The following is a 20,792-nucleotide window of genomic DNA, read 5'->3' on the forward strand; positions in this document are numbered from 1 at the left end:
GTAGAATAGAAATGTTAACACAAAAAATTACACCAGAAGGTGATAATATGAATGATATAAAAGACATTATTGAAGAAATAAAAGCTAGATGCGATATAGCAAGTGTAATATCTGAATATATGAATATAAAACAATCTGGAGCTAATTACAAAGGATTATGCCCATTTCATGGCGAAAAGACACCATCTTTTTATATAAATACATCAAAACAAATTTATAAGTGTTTTGGTTGTGGTGAAGGTGGAGATGTGATAAATTTTGTCATGAAAATGGAAAATTTAGATTTTATGGATGCTGTAAAAATTCTAGCAAATAAATGCGGTATAGAAATTAATACTAACATGAATGAAGAAACTAGAATTAAAATAGAAAAATCTAAAAAATTTCAAGATATTCACACAGAAGCAGCTAGATTTTATCTTTCAAACTTGTTGGGAAGTAAAAATCTTGGGTATGAATATTTAAGAATAAGAGGACTAGATGATAAAATTATTAAGAAATTTGGCTTAGGATTTTCTTTGGATTCATGGAATTCGCTTATGAACACTCTAATCAGTAAAGGATATAAAAAACAAGATTTATTGGAGTGTGGTCTAATTGCAAAAAATAGAGATGGAACTAATTGCTATGATAAATTTAGAAATAGAGTTATGTTTCCTATATTCGACTATAGAGGAAACATAATAGGATTTGGAGGAAGAGTATTGGATGATTCTTTGCCAAAATACTTAAATTCTCCAGATACATTAATTTTTAATAAAAAACAGAACTTATATGGATTAAATTTTGCTAGAAAAAATTTAGAGAGTAAAAGTATAGTTTTAGTTGAAGGGTATATGGATTTAATTTCGCTTTATCAGTACGGTATAAGAAATGTAGTAGCAACCCTTGGAACAGCCTTGACTGAACAACAAGGCATTTTAATAAAGAGATATGCGGACACTGCTATTATATCTTATGATTCTGATGAAGCAGGAATAAAAGCGACTTTAAGAGCTATAGATATACTTACTAAATTAGGTATCAATGTAAAAGTGTTGGATTTAAAAGATGCTAAAGACCCAGATGAATTTGTAAGAAAATATGGACTTAGTGATTATAAAAAAGCTATGGATGTTTCTACTCACTACATAAAATATAAAATAGATCATCTTAAAAAAGAATTTAACATTCAAAAAGATGAAGAACGAGTGAAGTTCGCAAAAGAAGCTTCTAAAATTATAAAACAATTGACAAGTCCTGTTGAAATTGATTTTTATACAAAGTATTTAAGCAATCAAATAGATATTAATGTCGAGTCTATAAAGAGAGAAATCTATGGTAAAAATTATAATAAGCTGTATAATAACAAAAATCAAAAAAAAGTAGAAGAAAAAGTAATTGAGAAAGTCGAAGTTAGACAAGACGGAAAACAATTAGTTGAAGAAACTCTAATAAAAATAATGTTAGAAGATAAAAAAATTAGAGAAATAGCCTTACTTAAAGTAGAAGAAAGTGATTTTTTATTGAAAGAAAGTAAAGAAATTTTAAATTACATGATTAAAAATCAAGAATTGGACAAAATAACTATTGACAAATTGAAAAGTTTAAACATATCCGAAGAATACTTAAAAGAATTAAATTCAATTTCTTTGAATAGTATAAACTTAGAGAACACAAAGGAAATAGAAGGAATAATAACAAATATCAGAAAAAACTCATTAGAAGAGCGAATTAATAGCTTGTTGATAGAACAACAAGAATTAGAAAATAATAATGATATGAAAGAGGTAGATGGTAGAGTTATGGAAATTGCTTTAAAAATAGTTGAGATAAATAAAATTTTAAAGAGCTTGTAGAGAAAGGAGGTTTGAGTGTGGAAAATAAATCGAATAAAAAAGAGTTAAAAAAGGTTACTGCTAAGACATTAATAGAAAAAGGAAAAAAGCAAGGTTCTCTTACACTTGCAGAGATAATGGAAGCTTTTTCGGAGACTGAACTTGATAAGGATCAAGTAGAAAATCTTTATGAGACTTTAGGGAATCTGGGAATAGAAATAACAGAAACAAAAAATTATAAAGCTGATATAGATTTTTCGGTTGCTGATGACGATTTAAGTATGAGTCACTTAGACGAAGATGCAGAAGCAATTTCACATGACGACTCTTCTGCAATAGAAATAGAAACTGTGGACTTATCTTTACCAAAAGGGATAAGTATAGATGACCCTGTAAGAATGTACTTAAAAGAAATAGGAAAAATTCCTCTACTTAAACCACATGAAGAAGTAGAATTTGCTAGAAGAATGCACGAAGGCGATGAGATAGCAAAACAAAGATTAGTTGAGGCAAACTTAAGACTAGTTGTAAGTATAGCAAAAAGATATGTAGGAAGAGGTATGCTTTTTTTAGATTTAATACAAGAGGGAAATTTAGGTCTTATAAAAGCAGTCGAAAAATTTGACTATACAAAGGGATATAAGTTTAGTACTTACGCAACATGGTGGATAAGACAAGCTATAACACGTGCTATTGCAGACCAAGCTAGAACTATAAGAATACCAGTTCATATGGTAGAGACTATAAATAAATTAATAAGAGTATCAAGACAACTACTTCAAGAACTTGGAAGAGATCCAAAACCAGAAGAAATTGCAAAAGAAATGGAAATGACAGAAGATAAAGTAAGAGAAATAATGAAAATAGCTCAAGACCCTGTATCTTTAGAAACTCCAATAGGAGAAGAAGAGGATAGCCATTTAGGTGATTTTATTCCAGATGATGATGCTCCAGCCCCAGCAGAGGCAGCAGCATATTCTTTATTAAAAGAGCAAATAGAGGATGTACTTGGCTCATTAAATGATAGGGAGCAAAAAGTATTAAAACTTAGATTTGGTCTTGAGGATGGTAGAGCTAGAACTCTTGAAGAAGTTGGAAAAGAGTTCGATGTAACTAGGGAAAGAATAAGACAAATAGAAGCAAAAGCACTAAGAAAATTAAGACATCCAAGTAGATCAAAAAAACTTAGAGATTATTTAGATTAAAAAGATACATCATTAATGTTTTTGTGATAAAGGCCATGAGATAAGTGATATCTCATGGCTATTTTGTAGTAAAGATTTAATTTTATTTTTGTAGTTATTTTAGTTTAGTGCCTATAACTTGGACTAAATTCTATAAATAAAGGGAATTGAAAGGAGAATTATATTTGAAATTAACAGATAGATTATTGAAAATAGCATCATTAGTGACAGATGGTAAAAAAATAGCTGACATAGGAACGGACCATGGATACATACCAGTATATTTGTTAAAAAAGGGAAGAGTACCATTTGCAGTGTTGGCGGATGTTAATAAAGGACCTCTTGACAATGCACGTAAAGAAGTCATACAGAACAATTTTTTAGATAAAGTTGATTTACGATTGGGTTCTGGTATAGAGATTCTTGAAATAGGAGAAGTAGAAGAAATAATAATTGCTGGTATGGGTGGAATTCTAATAAGTGAGCTTCTTGAAGCTAAAAAAGAAGTAGCACACAGTGTAGAAAAATTAATACTACAGCCGATGCAAGCACAAGAAGAACTTAGACGTTACCTTTTAAACAACGGTTATGAAATTTTAGAAGAAGTTTTAGTGAGAGAAGATTTTAGAATATATGAAATAATAGTTGCCAAATATACAGGTAAAAATACTATAATAGAAGATGAGATATATTATGAAGTTGGAATAAAACTTTTAGAAAATAAAGACTCTCTTTTTAACGATTTTATAGAAAAAAAGATAAGGACATATAGTTCTATAGTTAGTAAGCTAGAAGGAAAAAATGGGGAATCGATAGATAAGAAGAGAGAAGAAAGTGAAGTTGCAATAAAAAAACTTGAAAATTTAATAAAATAAATTGGAGGTATATATGCTATTAAAGAGTCTAACTAGAAAAATTGAAAAAAAGTATCCTCTAAACTTAGCTGAGGATTGGGACAATGTAGGTCTTATAGTTGGAGATTTTGATATGGATGTAAAAAAGGTATTAGTGTCTTTGGAAGCTAATGAAGATGTTATTGATGAAGCTATATCTAAAAATATAGATTTAATTGTGACACATCATCCTTTTATATTTGGAAAAATTAATAAGATTAATAGTGCAGACTTAAAAGGTAGGCTTATACAAAAACTTATTAAAAATGATATATCACTTTATTCTATGCATACCAATTTTGATATAGCATTTGATGGTCTAAATGACTATTTTATGGAAATTATGGAATTTGGTAACTCAAACGTTTTAGATGTAACTGAAAGCGAGAATTTATACAAACTAGCAGTGTATGTTCCATGCAACTATTCAGATGAACTTAGAAGGGTTTTAAGCAATTCAGGAGCAGGTCATATAGGAAATTATAGTGATTGTACGTTTTCAATAGAAGGTGAAGGACAATTTAAGCCATTAGAAGGCTCTAATCCGTTCCTTGGAAGTGTAAATGATATAGAAACTGTAAATGAGGTTAAAATTGAAACTGTGGTACCACAGAAGCTTTTAGGCGGGGCAATAAGTTCTATGTTGGATGCACATCCCTATGAAGAAGTTGCGTATGATTTGTACAAACTAGAAAATAAAGGGAAGACATTTGGTCTAGGAAGAATAAGTAGACTTGATGAAAGTATGACATTAGAAAATCTTTCAAATAAAATAAAAGAAAAATTAAATATGAAGCATATCAGAGTGGTGGGAAATCTCAATACAAATATAACAAAAGTCGCTGTCGTAACAGGAGCTGGTTCAGAGTTTGTAAAAAAAGCTAAAAGACAGGGAGCAGAAGTTTTAATAACTGGTGATGTAAAGTATCATGAAGCACAAGATGCACTTGATATTGGAATGTGTATAGTGGATTGTGGTCATTTTGATACAGAAGATATATTTAAGAATGTTATGAAGAGATTTTTGGATGAATTTAGTGAAATTGAAGTAATAAAAAGTGATATATATTTAAATCCATTTAGTATAATATAGTAGTATTTGATTATAAAAATACTACTATAAAAAATAAATTTGAATTTAATCAGGGGGATAAAGATGAAAGCAGCAGTAATTTTTCATAGTGTTTGTGGGAGTACATATTTATTAGCGAGAGAGTATAAAAAAGTACTTGAAGAAATGAGTATAGATGTAGCTATATTTAAAGTAAGTGATGAAGTTGCAAAAACACTTCCTCAATATTATTTAATAAATTCTAAAGAATATAAAGATGAGTTTGAAAGTATAAATGTAATTAAGTCTGGAAAAGAGCTACTAGATTATGATGCTATATTTATAGGGTCACCAACTTATTATGGAAATGTATCTGGGCAAATGAAGATGTTTATGGATAGTTTTTCTGATATTTGGGTAGGAGCATCTTTAAGCGGGAAAATATTTGGTTGCTTTGCTACAGCAGGTTCACAACATGGGGGAGGAGAGCTAGCTTTACAAGCAATGAATATATTTGCCCAACATATGGGAATGATTCTTTTGTCAGTTCCATGTACAGTAAGAGGAGGTCATCCAGCCTATGGAATACTTCATATAGCAGGAGATAACTCCGACATAAGACCAAGTAATGATGTTAAGTTAGGTATAAGAGATTACCTAAAGAGACTTAATATATAAGAATATTAAATAAAAATACCTAAAAGTGGTTGTATATATACTTTTAGGTATTTTTATTTGATTATAAACGTGAAGCTTTACCAGAAATATGGTCAATTTCTATTTTAACTACAGTTGTTAAATTCATATCTTTCTCTATGTATTTCATGCCTTCTTCAAAAAATCCTTTAGAATATTTTTTTATTATTTCTACAAGAGCATTTTTCTTTTCTTCATCTTCCACAGTAGAAGCTTTCCCAAATATTATAGCACTAGAATAAGTAGTACTAAATTTGTCAGGGATAACATTTTCATTAGTAACTACTAAAAAAGAAACTTTGTTGTTTTTTGATATATTATCTAGCTTATGACCATTTCTTGCACAGTGGAAGTAAATAGAATCATTAAAGTACACGTAGTTTACAGCAACTCCATAAGGATAGCCATTTTCAGATATAGTGGAAAAAGTACCAAATTCACCATTTTTTAATACTTCTACAGTATTTTCTTTCGTCATTTCTCTCTTTTTCAATCTCATTTCTCTAAACATAATATCATCCTTTCTAATTTTAATGTTTAAATTAAATTTTAGAACATTTATAAAGATTATGCTATGCTTTTTATAAATTTTATGGAAAATAAAAAATTATAGTTGACAATTATAAAAATTTAGAATATTATAATATCAACAGCAAATTAAAAATCCTATGACAAGGAAGAGTAATTATGTTTAGCTTCAACATAGAGAGCTGAGGATGGTGGAATCTTAGCAAGAAGGAATATAGTGAATGGACCTTGGAGGAGTAAATTGAAATCATATTATTATGAGAGTAGACTTTATCGTCAGTCGCACGTTACAGCGAATAGGGTATGTAAGTACCTGATAATGAGATATATAAGAATTAAACTTTAAGTTTATTTTTATATAATTTAGGTGGCAACGCGGATAATCTCCGTCCTATTGATTTAGGACGGAGTTTTTTATTTTAAAAAATTTTAAAGAGAGAATATATAATTTGAGATAAAAGGTGGTGAAAGAGATGTTATGAACTCTCAAGACTAAAGAGAATGATTTAAAGAATTGGCAAAAAAATAAAATGAATATTAAACAAATTAGGGGGATTTATTACAATGAAAACAAATACAAAAAAATTAACTTTAAATGCAATACTTTTAGCTATGGGTTTATTAATACATCAACTTACACCTGCTATAGGACTTCCAATGCAACCAGATATATCTCTAGCAATGATGTTTATAATAATGATATTAAATAAAGATGATTATAAGATTTGTCTAGTAGCAGGAATTGTGACAGGAATATTTGCAGCACTAACAACTAAATTTCCAGGTGGTCAAGTTCCAAATATACTTGATAAAATGATTACAATAAATATAATGTTCATGATAATGTATGTAATTTATAAATTACCATTTATGAAAAATTTAAGTAACAAAAAGAAAGATTTAATAGTAGCTACAATAATATTTCCAATAGGTACTATTGTTAGCGGAACTACATTTTTACTAGTTGCCGAGGTAATAGTAGGTCTTCCTGGAGGTTCATTTATGGCATTATTTATGGTTGCAGTAGCACCAGCAATACTAATAAATTTAATAGCTGGTTTACTGTTATTTAAGGTAGTAAGCATGTCTATAAGAAGGGTAAGTTATCAAGGATAAATGTTATGATTTATAATTATATTATAATAAAATGATATTGTAAAAAATAAATAATAAAATAGTAAAGAGGTATCAAGTTGAATATAATACTTAATACCTCTTTAAAATTAAATTGTAAAGATGTTAAAGACCTATCTTATACATGATAAGGAGATAATAAAGAATGTATCTTTAAAGTCTCAACTAAACAGCAAAATTTATCCAACAAACAGACAATAAGTGCTTCTTTGTATTTAGGAGGCTTAACAGTAAGTGGCCACATATGCTTTAAAATTATATCCGTTTCTTTTTCATTTATTTGAAAAAATAAAGTTGCATTTTTTAATGCTTCTTTAGGGTGAGTAAATCCATGTAATCCCTTTCTATCACCTTTGTAATGCCAATCGTAAAGAAAAAAGTCGTGTAGTAAAGCTCCTCTAATAACACTTTGAATATCAACATTTAGGTGCAATTTCTTACACAATAGATAACTATAATATGCTACTGATAAACTATGTTCAAGACATGAAACATTGCCATGATGAGGAAATGTTCTCATAAGTTGTACTTTTTCAGAAGAAAGTATCTCAGAAGCACATTCATTAAAGTATTTGATTTCAGCTTTTGACAACATTATGCAAATCTCCATTTCTAGTAATATAAATACTATATTTCAACGATAATATGAAATATTTCTTATCCTACAAAATATAATACCCAATAATACAAGTAAGATACCTTTTATGGTATTTAAAGTAAAAGAGATTTTATTAGGCTAAACAATGAAAAAATCAAAAATAAAGCTATAGAAATATATAGTATCTTTCCAAGAGGATTGCCAAAATTTATAGTCCATCCAAGACCAAACCTTTTATCAACCATCAATGATGGGTCATTTGGATTATTATATATGATACCTGCTATCCAATATTTCTCATCCTCTTCTGGAGAATAAGAAGAGTTGGATTTTAAACTTGGAGAATTAATATATGTTGCTATTAAATAAATTATAACTAAAAGTGTTGTAATATTCGTAGCAGTTGATAGTTTGGTTTTTATTGATAAAAGAGTGGTAAAAAATTGTATTGTCATTATAATCATCAATATCAAAAACAGATAACCAATTTTATTTAAATATTTAATGTTTTCAATTCTACTTTCTTCAATTCTGTTTGTATCTATCTTAACCCTTGACTTTATAGAGCCGATAGAAGTTATATATAATAAAATCATTAAACAAAAGTCAGTACCTATTAATTTAAATACATTAAGAAATGATTTTTTCATAAAAATATCAGGAGAGCCATTTATACTCCAATGAGTAGCAATTAAGTCTGGCAGTTGATTATAATTAAATACTATAAAAATGTTCATTCCAAAAGTAAATAGTATTGGTATTAAATATATTATTTTAAATTTTTTTATTATTTTATTTTTCTTATTTATAAAATCCATATCTACTATTAATTTTGAGTCTGAATCTATGTAACCTAATGTAGAATAAATTTCTGATTTAAGCTTCTTAACTTTTTTATGAGCATGAATATACAATATACTTTCATATAATAAAAACCCTATAATACCAATAAAATAAGAAAGTTCTAATTTATCAAATGTAAAAACAAGGATAAAAACTAATATAAGGTCTATAATAAAACCTAAAGATAAAAGTTTTTTAAAGTCTTTGTCTAGCTTTATGAAGTAAGTGTAGTTTTTATGTTCTTGGTCTATAGAAACCCCATAAATATGTTTTTTACCTATAAAATGGGGCATAAAATAAAATGTAGCATACATCAAAATTAGAACCGGAAATATTGTAAATAAACATTCAATCTTACTCATAATATTTCACCTCATACTTGTCAAATAAATTTGAACTTAGTGACAAAAATTCTTCTTTGCTAATACCTGATAAATAAGATTTTGCTACTAGTAGTTCCAAGTCAAGATTATTTTTTTGACGAGTTGTGTTGTCTATTTTCATTGGTAATTGAGCCACAATAGCACCTTTTCTTCTATCAATATTTAAGAATCCCTCTTCTTTTAATTCATTGTAAGATTTGTTTACTGTATGTAAATTTACACCAATATTTTCAGCCATACTTCTTACAGATGGAAGTGATTCATTTATTTTTAATTCTCCTGAAGCTATAGCTTTAGTTATTTCTTCTTTAATTTGTACATAAATAGATTTATCACTATTAAAATCTAAATTTAAAACCATAAAAAACCTCCATTATGCTTTATAAATGAAAACGATTGTTATATACATAGTATAACATAAAAAATAATAACAGACACAAAATATAAATTTATATTTTGTAAAAATTGTAATTTAAAAAATAACATAATTTTTATTAAAATAATACAGATACTATCTATAGATAGAAATAAAAATTAGAAAGGAGAAAAAATATGTTAACATATTTAATGAAAAGACAAATGCATAAAAAAGATGATGGAATGAGTAAACCAATGATGTTTACGGGAGCTATACTTACAGGAGTAGGTGCATATGCTGTATACAAAATGGTGAAAAATCGTAAATCCAATTCTCAAATGGTTGATACAAATTATTATGGAAATAGTGACTATGATGATTATAAATATGATGAATTTGACTGTGACTGTAGAGACAAAAAACAGGATTATGAATATGAAGAATTAAAAAAAAAAGTAAAAGAATTTAATTCAAGAAGAATAAACTGTGAAAATTGTCCACATGTTTCTCAAGAAGAAATGATGCAATATGTAAATAGTGTTAAAGATATAAAGAATGATATTGATTTACATGAAGATGATAAAAAGGATAATATTTACAAAGAAGATGAATACAAAAAGTATGAGGAAGAATAAGTAATACTCTCTAAATAATTAAACAAATAGTTATGTTAAATTATTTAATATCTGGTTTCTAAGATGTAAGTTGTAGCTTAACTTGAAAGAGTGTGTATTATTCTTGAGATAGTTAAGTAACAACTTACATTTTTGTTTTTATAAGTTTTAATAACACTTTGTGACTATTTTGTAATTCTAGATATATTTTAGTATCCCAGGTAATTGTGTATAATAAAAGTTATATATAAATACTTCAAAATTAAAATGAAAAGAAAGGAAATACTTATGTTAAAGTTATTAATAGTTGAAGATGATAGTACTATATCTTTTGGAATAAAGTATGCTTTAGAACAAGAAGGATTTAGTGTAGATATATCAAAGGATTTATCAAATGGAAAAGAAATGATTTCTTCTAATGAATACAGTATGATACTGTTGGATGTTACATTGCCAGATGGAACTGGTTATGAGTTTTGTCAATATGTAAGAGGATTTTCTCAGATTCCTATAATATTCTTGACTGCTTGTGATGAAGAAGTAAATATTGTAATGGGCCTTGATATAGGTGGAGATGATTATATAACAAAACCTTTTAGAATTAGAGAATTAATATCGAGAATAAAAGCTGTTTTAAGAAGAAAAGGCAATGCTTTAGAAGAAACTAAGAGAATACTTAAATTTGGAGATTTAAGTATATACACATTAGAAGCTAGAGTATATAAAAATGACAAAGAAATATTTCTGACATCAGTTGAATATAAGCTTCTTTTAATTCTTATACAGAACAAAAATACAGTTTTAAGTAGAACCCAAATATTGGAAAAACTTTGGGATGTGACTTATGATTTTGTAAATGATAATACTCTAACTGTTTATATAAAAAGGCTTAGAGAAAAAATAGGTGATGACCTATGTGAACCAATCTACATAGAAACTGTAAGAGGACTTGGTTATAAATGGATAGGAAGTGAAAATAGTGTTTCTATATAATCCAGAAGTAAAGAAGTTTTTAAGTAAGTATGTTGTTTTAATGTTTGTTGCTATTACTCTATCTATTGGATTTAGCATAATCAATATGCATACAACTAAAGATATGATTGTAAAAAATAATCAGGCTATAATAGGAACACTATCAAGTAAGTATCCAAACTTAGAAAGTGAGATAGTAGATATAATAACTCAAGGGACGTCTATGGGAAATATAGACTATGGTCAGAAAATATTAAGTAAGTATAATTATGATGAATCTATTAGGATAAATTCTGAGCCTATTATTTCTAAATTAGTTTTAAAAACTATCAAAATAAATATAATCTTAGTATGTATAATATTTATTTTGATATTTGTGTTGGTTATTGGATATTTTAAGTCAATTTACAATGATTTATCAGATATGACTAAATATGTTTACTATAGTTCAGAGGGAAAAGCATTTGATATGAAAAATAAAAATCAAGAAGGGCAGATAGGTCTTTTAAAAACTGAACTCTTAAAGATGACAACAATTCTTAATGAAAAGGTTGAACTTTTAAAATCAGAAAAGATATTTTTAAATAATACAATTTCCGATATATCACACCAATTAAAAACACCTATGACTTCTTTAATAATGTTGAATGATTTATTATATAATGATGTACCATATGAAGTAAAAATCGATTTTTTAAATAAGATAAAAAATCAATTAAATAGAATGGATTGGTTGATTAAAAGCATGCTTAAACTATCAAAGGTAGAAGCAAAAGTGATAAATTTTAAAAAGGATAAGGTAGAATTTAGTGAACTTGTACATAGAGCAATGCAATCTATGAAAATACCTATGGAGATTAAAAATCAAAAATTGACTATAGAAGGAAGTGATAATGTATCTTATATTGGTGATATTGATTGGTCTGTGGAAGCATTAGTGAATATAATTAAAAATTGTATAGAACACACTCCTGAATTTGGAAATATAATTATAAGCTATAAAGAAAACCCATTATTTTCTGAACTAATAGTAGAAGATGATGGTGAGGGAATAGATAAAAAAGATATACCACATGTATTTAAACGATTTTATAGAGGAAGAAGTAGTTCAAAAGAGGATAGTGTAGGAATAGGTCTTGCAATGGCAAAATCTATAATAGAAAGCCAAAATGGAGATATCTATGTAAACAGTGAAAAAGGTAAGGGGACAGAGTTTCATATAATATTTCATAAAATGTATGATATTGATGGTGACTAATCTGTAATATTTAATTCACTTTATAGTAATAGCTAAAGTCTAAGATATGAAGTATAGAATATAAATATTGGAGGTAGCTATGGAAATTTTAAGAGTAGAAAATTTAACTAAAAGTTATGGTAAAAATGAAACAAAAGTTGATGCGATAAAAAATGTAAGTTTATCAGTTGAAAAAGGAACGTTTATAGCAATAACAGGTCCAAGTGGAAGTGGTAAAAGTACTTTATTACATTTATTAGGAGGGGTTGACAGACCAACTAGTGGTAAGGTTTATATAAATGATGTTGATATATATAATTTAAAAACAAAAGATTTAGCGATATTTAGAAGAAGAAACATAGGTCTTATATATCAATTTTACAACTTAATTCCAGTCTTAAATGTAAAGGAAAATATATTGCTTCCAGCAGAGCTTGATAATAGAGATATTGACAAAGAATATTTGAATGATTTGATGAAAACATTAGGTCTAAATGATAGAGAAAAACATCTTCCAAATCAATTATCAGGAGGTCAGCAGCAAAGAACTTCTATAGGACGTGCTTTGATTAATAGACCTTCTATAGTATTAGCAGATGAACCAACAGGTAATTTAGATAGTAAAAATTCAAAAGAAATACTAGAATTATTAAAATTATCAGTAAAGAAATACAATCAGACACTAATAATGATAACTCATGATAAAAACATAGCACTTCAAGCTGACAGAATTATAGGCATAGAAGATGGAATTATAAAAAGTGATGAGGTGATGTAGATGAATTTATATACATCCCTAACTATTAGATATTTAAAACAGAATAAGAGAAGAACTATTGTAACCATAATTGGGATAATACTTTCAACGGCTTTAATCTGTGGTATAGGAAATATATTTGAAAGTTTCATGGATTATCAAGTAAGAGAAACTATAAAGAATGATGGAAGTTTTCATGTTACATTTTATAATGTAAATAAAAAGGATATGGAATATATAACAAAATCAGCTGAAGTGGAAAAACATGCATTTACTAAACAAATTGGATATTCTAAATTAGAAAATAGTGAAAATGGTATATTAAGTATAAAACAGTATGATAAAAACGCCATAAAGGGATATCGAATTTCTATAAAAGAAGGTAGGTTTCCAGCTAAGGATGGAGAAATTGTCTTAAGTGAAAATGTTATTAATCTTATGGATGATAAATTAAAAATAGGGGACGAGATAACCTTAAAAGTAGGAGATATGTTTGATTCAAGTGAGAAGAAGATTGATAGTATGGTATTTCATGAGGGGGATTATATAGCAAATGAAAAGGATAGAACTTTTGAAGTTGTTGGTATAATTAAAAAACCTGGATTTGAACGTTACAATGGAATTGCAACTGCTATAACTTATTTTAATCCTATGGATAATTACAATGATACAATTAATGTATCAGTAGCACTAAGAAATCCTAAAGATGTGTATGAAATAAGTAATAAAATAAGCAAAAATATATATTCAAATAAGGATAAAGAAGTAGTTTCTGATATGATAAAATACAATGAACATTTATTGAGGTTACAAGGTGCTAGTAAGTATGCGAATATAAATAGCTCTATAAAGTCTATAATTATAGCAGTAACTATTTTAGTAATCATATGTACAATTGCTACAGTGTATAATTCTTTTAGTATTTCTATAACTGAACGAAAAAAACAGTTTGGGATATTAAATTCTATAGGTGCTACATCTAGTCAAATTAAAAGATTAGTTTTTATAGAAGGTATTATAATTAGTTTAATTGGTATACCAATAGGGATAATATCTGGAACAGTAGCCATAGACTTATTATTTAAAATTATAAATAAGCATTTTACAGAATCGGTTGTTACTCAAATGAGTTTGAAGATAGTGTATAATCCAATAATAATTATTGTTAGTGTAATAATAGTTTTGTTTACAATCTTTATATCAATTCTATTACCTGCAATATCGGCTTCTAATATTTCTCCACTTAATGTAATTAAAAATAATGGAGAGTATAAAGTGGGAAAGGTTAAAAGTTCAAGGCTTATTAAAATGATTTTTAAAACTGAAGGAGTACTTGCGTATAAAAATATAAGGAGAAATAGAAAAAAATTCATAGTAACTCTTTTTTCTTTAATGGTAAGTATAATAATATTTATATTTTTTAGTGGATTTACATTACTTTTATTAAAAGGTGAAGAAATAAAAAATTCTCAAAGAAACTATGATTTGTATTTAACTGCAAATAGCACAGCTAAGTCTATAGATGATACTATAAGTAAATTAGAAGCTATTTCTGGAATAAAAAACTTTGAATTAGCAACAGGACAATATATGTCTATAAGAGTAAGTGAAAATAAAATAAATAAATCCAAGGAAGATTTAATCAGGAAATATTATCAAAAATATAAGATTGGAGATAGTTATGAATATGATTTCAGTAATAATGAATTAATTTTTCCAGGAGATTTTGCAGTAAAAAACAAAACAAATAACTTAATACAGGGTTCTTTTAATAAGGAGAGAGCAATTGAAGAAAATGGTGTTATATTAGTTAGAAAAAGCTCATTTGAATCAAATGGGAAGAAAGGTGTAGTAGAACTTACCAACTATAAAGTAGGAGATACAGTAACTTGTGAATATCTTGATGAAAATAGCTTAAGTAAAAAAATAAAGGTCAAGATTCTTGCTATAACTGATGAAGAACGTCTAGGTCTTGGTTATCAAAATATGGGATTACAATTTATAACTTACGATGAAGTTGCTAAAAATTTAAATTTAAAATTAAGTAAAAGCCTTATATTTATTGATTCAGGAGGAAGCATTAAGACTAAGAAGGAAATAGAAGCTTTGGCAAATAAAAATAATTTTAGCTTCTACGATGAAAGTGCAAGCAATGAAAGTGAAAAACAAGATTTAAAGGTTATTAAAATATTTGTATATGGTTTTATAGCAGTGATATCTTTAGTAAGTGTTACAAATATTATAAATACAGTAAGCACAAGTATAAATCTAAGAAAAAGAGAACTTGCAGTAATACAATCTATAGGGGTTACTCCTAAAGGATTTAGAAAAATGATATATTTAGAAAGTTTTATATATGGTATACTGTCATTGTTGTTTGGAATACCAATTAGTATTGGTATAATTCTAATTATGAATAAACTTATTTCAGGTGTAATTGAGTTTTCTCCTGTTATACCATGGGTAGCAATAGCTATATGTATAGTAAGTGTTTTTATAATAACTTTTATAGCAGGATATATACCAATGAGTAAATTGAATAAAGAAAATATAATAGATAATATAAGAAGAGAAAGTATATAAATATAAAAATAATTTTTAATTATATAAACTATTATTAAAATCGTTTAATTGGTATAAACTATTATTATACTACTTAAACGATTTTTTTATTTATATAAGAAATCTAATAATAAATTGCTAGAGGTATTTAACTATTTGGAAAGAATTGGTATTATATAAAGTAAGAGTCTATATAAGAAGAAAGAATATTTAATTTTATTGGAAAACAAAAGAAAAAGAAGGTGATTACTATTTCTCATATAACTGCTAAGAATATGTATAAAAGTTTAGAGGAAAGAATAAACAGGTTTCCACAAGGTGCTCCACCATCAGATACATTATACAAGATACTAAATGTATTATATACAGAACAAGAGGCGAAATTAGTGGCTCAGCTTCCAATAAAGCCTTTTAGAGTAAAAACAGCAGCTAAAATTTGGAGTGTAAGTGAAAGTGAAGCATATAGAATATTGGATAAACTTGCTAGTAAGGCTCTGATACTAGATATAGAAGATAATAAAGGGAAAAAATATATAATGCCTCCTCCAATGGCTGGTTTTTTTGAATTTGCCATGATGAGAACAAGACATGATATAGACCAAAAACTTTTAGCAGAACTTTACTATCAATATATGAATGTAGAAGAAGATTTTATCAAAGATTTGTTTTATTCGACAGAGACAAAGCTTGGAAGAGTGTATGTTCAAGAGGAAGTTTTGACCAATGATAATGAAGTTAGCATTTTAGATTATGAAAGAGCTACTCATATAATTGATGAATCAACTCATATAGGTGTAAGTATGTGTTATTGTAGACATAGGATGCAACATGTTGGAAAAGCTTGTGATGCTCCTATGGATATATGTATGACATTTGACAATGTAGCAAATTCTTTAATAAATAATAAATTTGCAAGACGTGTAGATAAAATAGAATGTAAAGAACTACTTCACCAAGCATATGAGCATAACTTAGTTCAATGTGGAGAAAATGTTAGAAAAGGGGTTACGTTTATATGTAACTGCTGTGGATGTTGTTGTGAGGCACTAGTAGCTGCTAAAAGATTTGGAAATCTTCATCCAGTGCAGACAACAAGTTTTATACCTAATATAAACCATGAAAGTTGTGTAAAATGTGGTAAATGTATAACTGCATGTCCAATAGATGCAATAAGTAAGGTCAAGGAAGGTGATAAAGAATATATAAAAATTGATGAGGATAGATGCCTAGGTTGTGGAGTTTGTGTTAGAAATTGCCATAAAAATAGTATTATGTTATTGAATAGAGATGAAAAAATAATAACTCCAGCAAACTCAGTACATAGAGCAGTTCTCATGGCAATTGAAAAAGAGCAGTTACAAAATTTAATTTTTGATAATAATGCTCTAGCTAGTCATAGAGCTATGGGAGCTATACTATCAGCTATATTAAAGCTTGAACCAGCTAAAAAGATTTTGGCCAGTAAACAATTAAAGTCAGTATATTTAGATAAATTGTTAAGCATGAATGATAAATAGAATCTAAAATAAAAAAGGGCTATATTCAATTAATATTACTTGAATATAGCCTTTTTAGTATGTTAAGCTATTTCTTTTATTTGTTTAAATGAGTTTTCATTTCCATTTCCACCAATTTGTGTTACAGATTTAAATCTCATAGTTTTAAATAGTTCTTTTTGATTATAATCTAGTGAGTTTCCTACTAGTATTACAGGAGACTTAGTTTTTCCAGCCAAAACTCCAACAGATAATCCGTCTATTAAATCATCTTGTTTATTCATTCCATTTTTAGCAACATATAAGTTGTCTATCTTAGAATCCTTGTAAAATTCTTTTATTACTTTTGCATTAGTTTCATTTCTAGTGCTACCTGATATTCTCTGTGGATTTTGAAGTTTACTTTCTATATTTTTAGAAACTGTATATTCTCCACCGATTACATAAGATTTATCAATCTTTTTGTTTTTAAATAAGTTATTTATTTCAGTTATATTACTATTTTCATTAGTAAGTATTATAGGCATATCATTTTGAGCTGATACAGCTCCAATGCTTACTGCATCGGCTAATCCTTTTTCACCATTAACTACTGAAATCTTTGATATATTACTAATATTATTCAATTCTTTAGCAATATTCATAGATGTTTGATATCTATCACTTCCTGAAATTCTAGATACAGAGATATTGTTTGATTTTATAGTATCTAGAGAATTTTCATTTATAGAAGCCTCTCCACCAACTACATATACATTTTTAACTTTTAATCTCTTTAATTCAGCCAAAGTTTTTTCATTTATTTGAGAGCTTCCAGTCAATAATATAGGAGCATTTTTCTTGTATGCAAATGGTGTTGCAGCCAAAGCATCTGCAATTGCTGAGTCGTTTATTAAAACTGCATTTTCAGCACTTTCCCAACCTGCTTGACTTATCTTAATAGAAGTTTCATATCTATCAGTTCCTGTAAGTGCACTTGCATTTACTTCATCTTGATATGTAACTTCAAATCTAGCATTTGGACTTCCTGAGAAAACAATTACGCCTCCTTTTGGTAATCTAACTCTATTGTTCTTTGTAACTAAAGAATAGTTTACAGGAACTCCTTTATCATCATAAACAGCAAAAGATGAGTTTTGAGGTAGATTAACTTCTATTTTTTTATTTGCTATATCATCACCAATTTTATACCATTTTGCATAACCATTAGATGCTAATTCGCATGTAAAAGATTTTTCTGATGGCAAATTAGTTAGAGAATCTTCACTAACATATGTTTGTGTGGCAAAAGTTAAATACTCTGTATCATTTTCTTTATGAAGTTTAATGTCAGCTAAATCACGACCTATTACACCAGGTATTTCTATAAAAGCATTTGAATTATTCTCATCTATTATCTTAGTGTTAACTATATAACCTGGAGTTTCATCAGAAAGACCAAGAGTTGCCTTTACAGAACCAAACATATAGCTTTGAGAAGTATATTTTTCATCTACTAGATAGTAGCCTTTACCATTTCTTTTTTTCCACACTTCTTTTACACTATTTGATATATTGTTGTCATCTACCTTTTGAGCCACATAGTATAAACTTGCTGTCTGACCTAATCCAGGGACATCATCATAAGAGCTCATATTTAGATATGTGATATTATTTTTTTCTTTTACAAATTTTAAACAACTATTACCTTTTTCAGATACAAATCTATCTTGACCTATGTATACGTATTTATCTTCAGGTCCATTTTCTATATAAGGAGAAGACACTATTAAAGTACCATTGTCATTAACCTCGACCTTTATCATATTTGAAGAAGCATAAAGACCACTGTTTTCTTTTAAATAGCTTGGCATTTTAACTTGTTGTGGTTTGCTAAATGTTTTATCAGGTTTTATTTCTTTAATTCTACCTTTTTCTTTTAATGCAGAGAGTAAGATTTCTTGTCCAATTATTTCATCAAGTTGACTATTTCCACCAGAAGAAAGAACTGCAACTGCCATATTTTCATCTGGAAGAACTATAAGATTACTGTGGAATAATAAAGAGTCTCCACCTTTTGTAAGAGCTTTTAAATTATACTGATTAAATGGATAAGTGTTGACACAATCCCACCCTAAACCATATCCAAGTATAGAGTCTTCTCCTTCAGGCCATAGACCATTTAAATATTCTTTGTTTTCCATAGCTTTTACTGAAGCAGGAGAAAGAATACCATTTGAATTTTTCATAAATGTTTGTGCAAATGTACATAGATTTTCTGCACTTGAATATAAACCACCTGCACCTATAGCATTAAGGTTATCTTGCGGAACTGCATCTTCCCAATAAGGCACGTATGCTTTTGCTAGTTTTGAACTATCAAAACTATTTTCTGGAGTTTTTGTATTTTGTAAGTTAAGTGGATTATTTATGTATTTATCAAGAAAATTAGTAAATGACATACCAGATACTCTTTCTACTAAAATTTCAGCTAAAGTAAATCCATCATTACAATAAACAGAAAAAGCTCCTGGTTTAGCTTTTAATCTTTGTTTTTGTAATTCTTTTAAGAAATTATCATGACCATAAGAATCATTGTCTGCTAATAAAATAGTGTTTTTAAAACTACTTCCCATCAACCCTGATGAATGATTTAATAACATTCTTGGAGTGATTTCCTTGTATCTATCATCAGCCATTTTAAATTCAGGTATATACTTTACAACAGGAGTATCTAAATTTAATTTTCCGTCATCAACCAACTTCATAACAGCTGTTGTAGTAAACATTTTACTGATAGATGCGATACTATACATATTATCCTTAGTTAAGTTTTTGTTATCCTGTTTGCTGTAAACTCCACCATTACCAGAAATCTCAATTTTGCCATTATCAATCAAAGCATATTGAGCATTTACAGCACCATACTTTGATAGCAAAGTTTGGATTTTCTCTTTAGCAAGAGTTTTAGTTTTTGTGTAAGATTCCGCGTTTTTACTATAATCATGTAATTCTATATCAGAACTTTGATATTTTTCGGAATTATCTTTTGTATTATCAGCAAAAGTAATATTTGGAGCAGCAGTAAATAACATACTCAATACTAATGTACTAGATAATAATTTAGAGAGCCTTTGCTTAAACATATTACATTACCTCTTTTCCTTTTTAATAATTTATAATTAGCATAACATTCTTAATTATTTTAATCAACAGATTATTATCAATAAAAAAAGCTTTTATAAGTATACCTTTTTATATAACTGAGAAAAATATAAAAATAATATTTGTTGTTGTATAAAGAATACAGGGTATAAGTAATATAAAAATAAAATGGAGGAATCTTAGACATATGTACAAGAATATAAATAAGAATCAACTTAAAGAAATGATGAAAAATGAAAAGGATATTTTACTATTGGATGTAAGAACTAAAGATGAATTTAGGGAATATAAAATAGAAAATGCTATAAATATATCTTTACAAGAGTTAATCAATAACATAGATGAAATTTACGAGTATAAAGATAAGAAAGTAGTGGTTTATTGCAGGAGTGGTCATAGAAGTGTTACTGCATGTAATTTGTTAGCTGAAAAAACCGCTCTTGAAGGTGTTAAAAAAGGTACTTATTATGCATCACTTAAGATTCCAAAAAATTTTACAAAAGATTTGACATCCTTAATTACAGA

The 20,792-nt window shown here is 27.6% G+C and carries 18 protein-coding genes and 1 other annotated feature; of the genes, 13 read left to right on the forward strand and 5 right to left on the reverse strand.

What is annotated here, in order from left to right:
* The first annotated feature begins 11 nt into the window (after positions 1-11).
* The 5 genes from dnaG to KGF42_RS11355 all read left to right on the forward strand — a co-directional run bounded on the left by dnaG (position 12) and on the right by KGF42_RS11355 (position 5,623).
* Positions 12-1,838 (forward strand): DNA primase, encoded by a 1,827-nt coding sequence (gene dnaG / locus KGF42_RS11335; protein ID WP_227822577.1) that lies wholly within the window; start codon positions 12-14, stop codon positions 1,836-1,838.
* A 17-nt stretch (positions 1,839-1,855) separates the two neighbouring features.
* The gene (rpoD, locus tag KGF42_RS11340) at positions 1,856-3,022 is read left to right on the forward strand and encodes an RNA polymerase sigma factor RpoD (protein WP_054273434.1); all 1,167 of its coding nucleotides are present in this window, start codon (positions 1,856-1,858) and stop codon (positions 3,020-3,022) included.
* Positions 3,023-3,186: 164 nt separating this feature from the next.
* Positions 3,187-3,876, forward strand: coding sequence for a class I SAM-dependent methyltransferase (locus tag KGF42_RS11345; protein WP_227822576.1), 690 nt, complete (start codon positions 3,187-3,189; stop codon positions 3,874-3,876).
* Between the two features lie 13 nt (positions 3,877-3,889).
* Complete coding sequence (locus tag KGF42_RS11350) at positions 3,890-4,987, forward strand: Nif3-like dinuclear metal center hexameric protein (RefSeq protein ID WP_227822575.1); 1,098 nt, start codon at positions 3,890-3,892, stop codon at positions 4,985-4,987.
* A 63-nt stretch (positions 4,988-5,050) separates the two neighbouring features.
* Positions 5,051-5,623 carry an NAD(P)H-dependent oxidoreductase gene (locus KGF42_RS11355; protein ID WP_227822574.1) on the forward strand — a complete coding sequence of 191 codons (573 nt, stop codon included), beginning with the start codon at positions 5,051-5,053 and terminating at the stop codon, positions 5,621-5,623.
* A 61-nt stretch (positions 5,624-5,684) separates the two neighbouring features.
* Here KGF42_RS11355 and KGF42_RS11360 read toward each other — a convergent pair whose 3' ends face one another.
* The gene (locus KGF42_RS11360; RefSeq protein WP_227822573.1) at positions 5,685-6,152 is read right to left on the reverse strand and encodes a pyridoxamine 5'-phosphate oxidase family protein; all 468 of its coding nucleotides are present in this window, start codon (positions 6,150-6,152) and stop codon (positions 5,685-5,687) included.
* A gap of 148 nt (positions 6,153-6,300) precedes the next feature.
* Positions 6,301-6,566, forward strand: a binding site (T-box leader).
* Between the two features lie 167 nt (positions 6,567-6,733).
* Here KGF42_RS11360 and KGF42_RS11365 point away from each other — a divergent pair.
* Positions 6,734-7,285 (forward strand): tryptophan transporter, encoded by a 552-nt coding sequence (locus KGF42_RS11365; RefSeq protein WP_227826342.1) that lies wholly within the window; start codon positions 6,734-6,736, stop codon positions 7,283-7,285.
* 136 nt (positions 7,286-7,421) lie between these two features.
* Here KGF42_RS11365 and KGF42_RS11370 read toward each other — a convergent pair whose 3' ends face one another.
* The 3 genes from KGF42_RS11370 to KGF42_RS11380 all read right to left on the reverse strand — a co-directional run bounded on the left by KGF42_RS11370 (position 7,422) and on the right by KGF42_RS11380 (position 9,488).
* Entirely contained in the window at positions 7,422-7,898 is a 477-nt protein-coding gene (locus KGF42_RS11370) for an HD domain-containing protein (RefSeq protein ID WP_227822091.1), read from the reverse strand.
* Between the two features lie 116 nt (positions 7,899-8,014).
* Positions 8,015-9,106 carry a DUF5808 domain-containing protein gene (locus tag KGF42_RS11375; protein ID WP_227822090.1) on the reverse strand — a complete coding sequence of 364 codons (1,092 nt, stop codon included), beginning with the start codon at positions 9,104-9,106 and terminating at the stop codon, positions 8,015-8,017.
* Positions 9,099-9,488 (reverse strand): GntR family transcriptional regulator, encoded by a 390-nt coding sequence (locus KGF42_RS11380; protein WP_227822089.1) that lies wholly within the window; start codon positions 9,486-9,488, stop codon positions 9,099-9,101. Before KGF42_RS11380 ends, KGF42_RS11375 begins: the two co-directional genes overlap by 8 nt.
* A 191-nt stretch (positions 9,489-9,679) precedes the next feature.
* Here KGF42_RS11380 and KGF42_RS11385 point away from each other — a divergent pair, with 191 nt between their 5' ends.
* The 6 genes from KGF42_RS11385 (at position 9,680) to KGF42_RS11410 (ending at position 17,144) form a co-directional block, all read left to right on the forward strand.
* Positions 9,680-10,120, forward strand: coding sequence for a hypothetical protein (locus KGF42_RS11385; RefSeq protein ID WP_227822088.1), 441 nt, complete (start codon positions 9,680-9,682; stop codon positions 10,118-10,120).
* Positions 10,121-10,366: 246 nt separating this feature from the next.
* On the forward strand, positions 10,367-11,092 hold the full coding sequence (locus KGF42_RS11390) for a response regulator transcription factor (RefSeq protein WP_413927013.1): 726 nt from the start codon (positions 10,367-10,369) through the stop codon (positions 11,090-11,092).
* Entirely contained in the window at positions 11,070-12,329 is a 1,260-nt protein-coding gene (locus tag KGF42_RS11395; RefSeq protein ID WP_308463833.1) for a HAMP domain-containing sensor histidine kinase, read from the forward strand. The genes KGF42_RS11390 and KGF42_RS11395 overlap by 23 nt, the downstream gene beginning before the upstream one ends.
* A 79-nt stretch (positions 12,330-12,408) precedes the next feature.
* Positions 12,409-13,086 carry an ABC transporter ATP-binding protein gene (locus tag KGF42_RS11400; protein WP_227822086.1) on the forward strand — a complete coding sequence of 226 codons (678 nt, stop codon included), beginning with the start codon at positions 12,409-12,411 and terminating at the stop codon, positions 13,084-13,086.
* Positions 13,087-15,648 (forward strand): ABC transporter permease, encoded by a 2,562-nt coding sequence (locus KGF42_RS11405; RefSeq protein WP_227826343.1) that lies wholly within the window; start codon positions 13,087-13,089, stop codon positions 15,646-15,648.
* A 221-nt stretch (positions 15,649-15,869) separates the two neighbouring features.
* Positions 15,870-17,144, forward strand: coding sequence for a 4Fe-4S dicluster-binding protein (locus KGF42_RS11410; protein WP_227822084.1), 1,275 nt, complete (start codon positions 15,870-15,872; stop codon positions 17,142-17,144).
* Between the two features lie 62 nt (positions 17,145-17,206).
* Here the strand turns inward: KGF42_RS11410 and KGF42_RS11415 are convergent, their stop codons facing one another.
* Entirely contained in the window at positions 17,207-20,248 is a 3,042-nt protein-coding gene (locus KGF42_RS11415; protein ID WP_227826344.1) for a cell wall-binding protein Cwp20, read from the reverse strand.
* 206 nt (positions 20,249-20,454) lie between these two features.
* Between KGF42_RS11415 and KGF42_RS11420 the strand changes: the two genes are divergently transcribed.
* A partial coding sequence (locus KGF42_RS11420; protein ID WP_227826345.1) for a rhodanese-like domain-containing protein occupies positions 20,455-20,792 on the forward strand: 338 nt, incomplete at its 3' end.

The organism is Clostridioides sp. ZZV15-6383, from assembly GCF_020657735.1.
GTDB classification, from domain to species: Bacteria; Bacillota; Clostridia; order Peptostreptococcales; family Peptostreptococcaceae; genus Clostridioides; species Clostridioides difficile_D.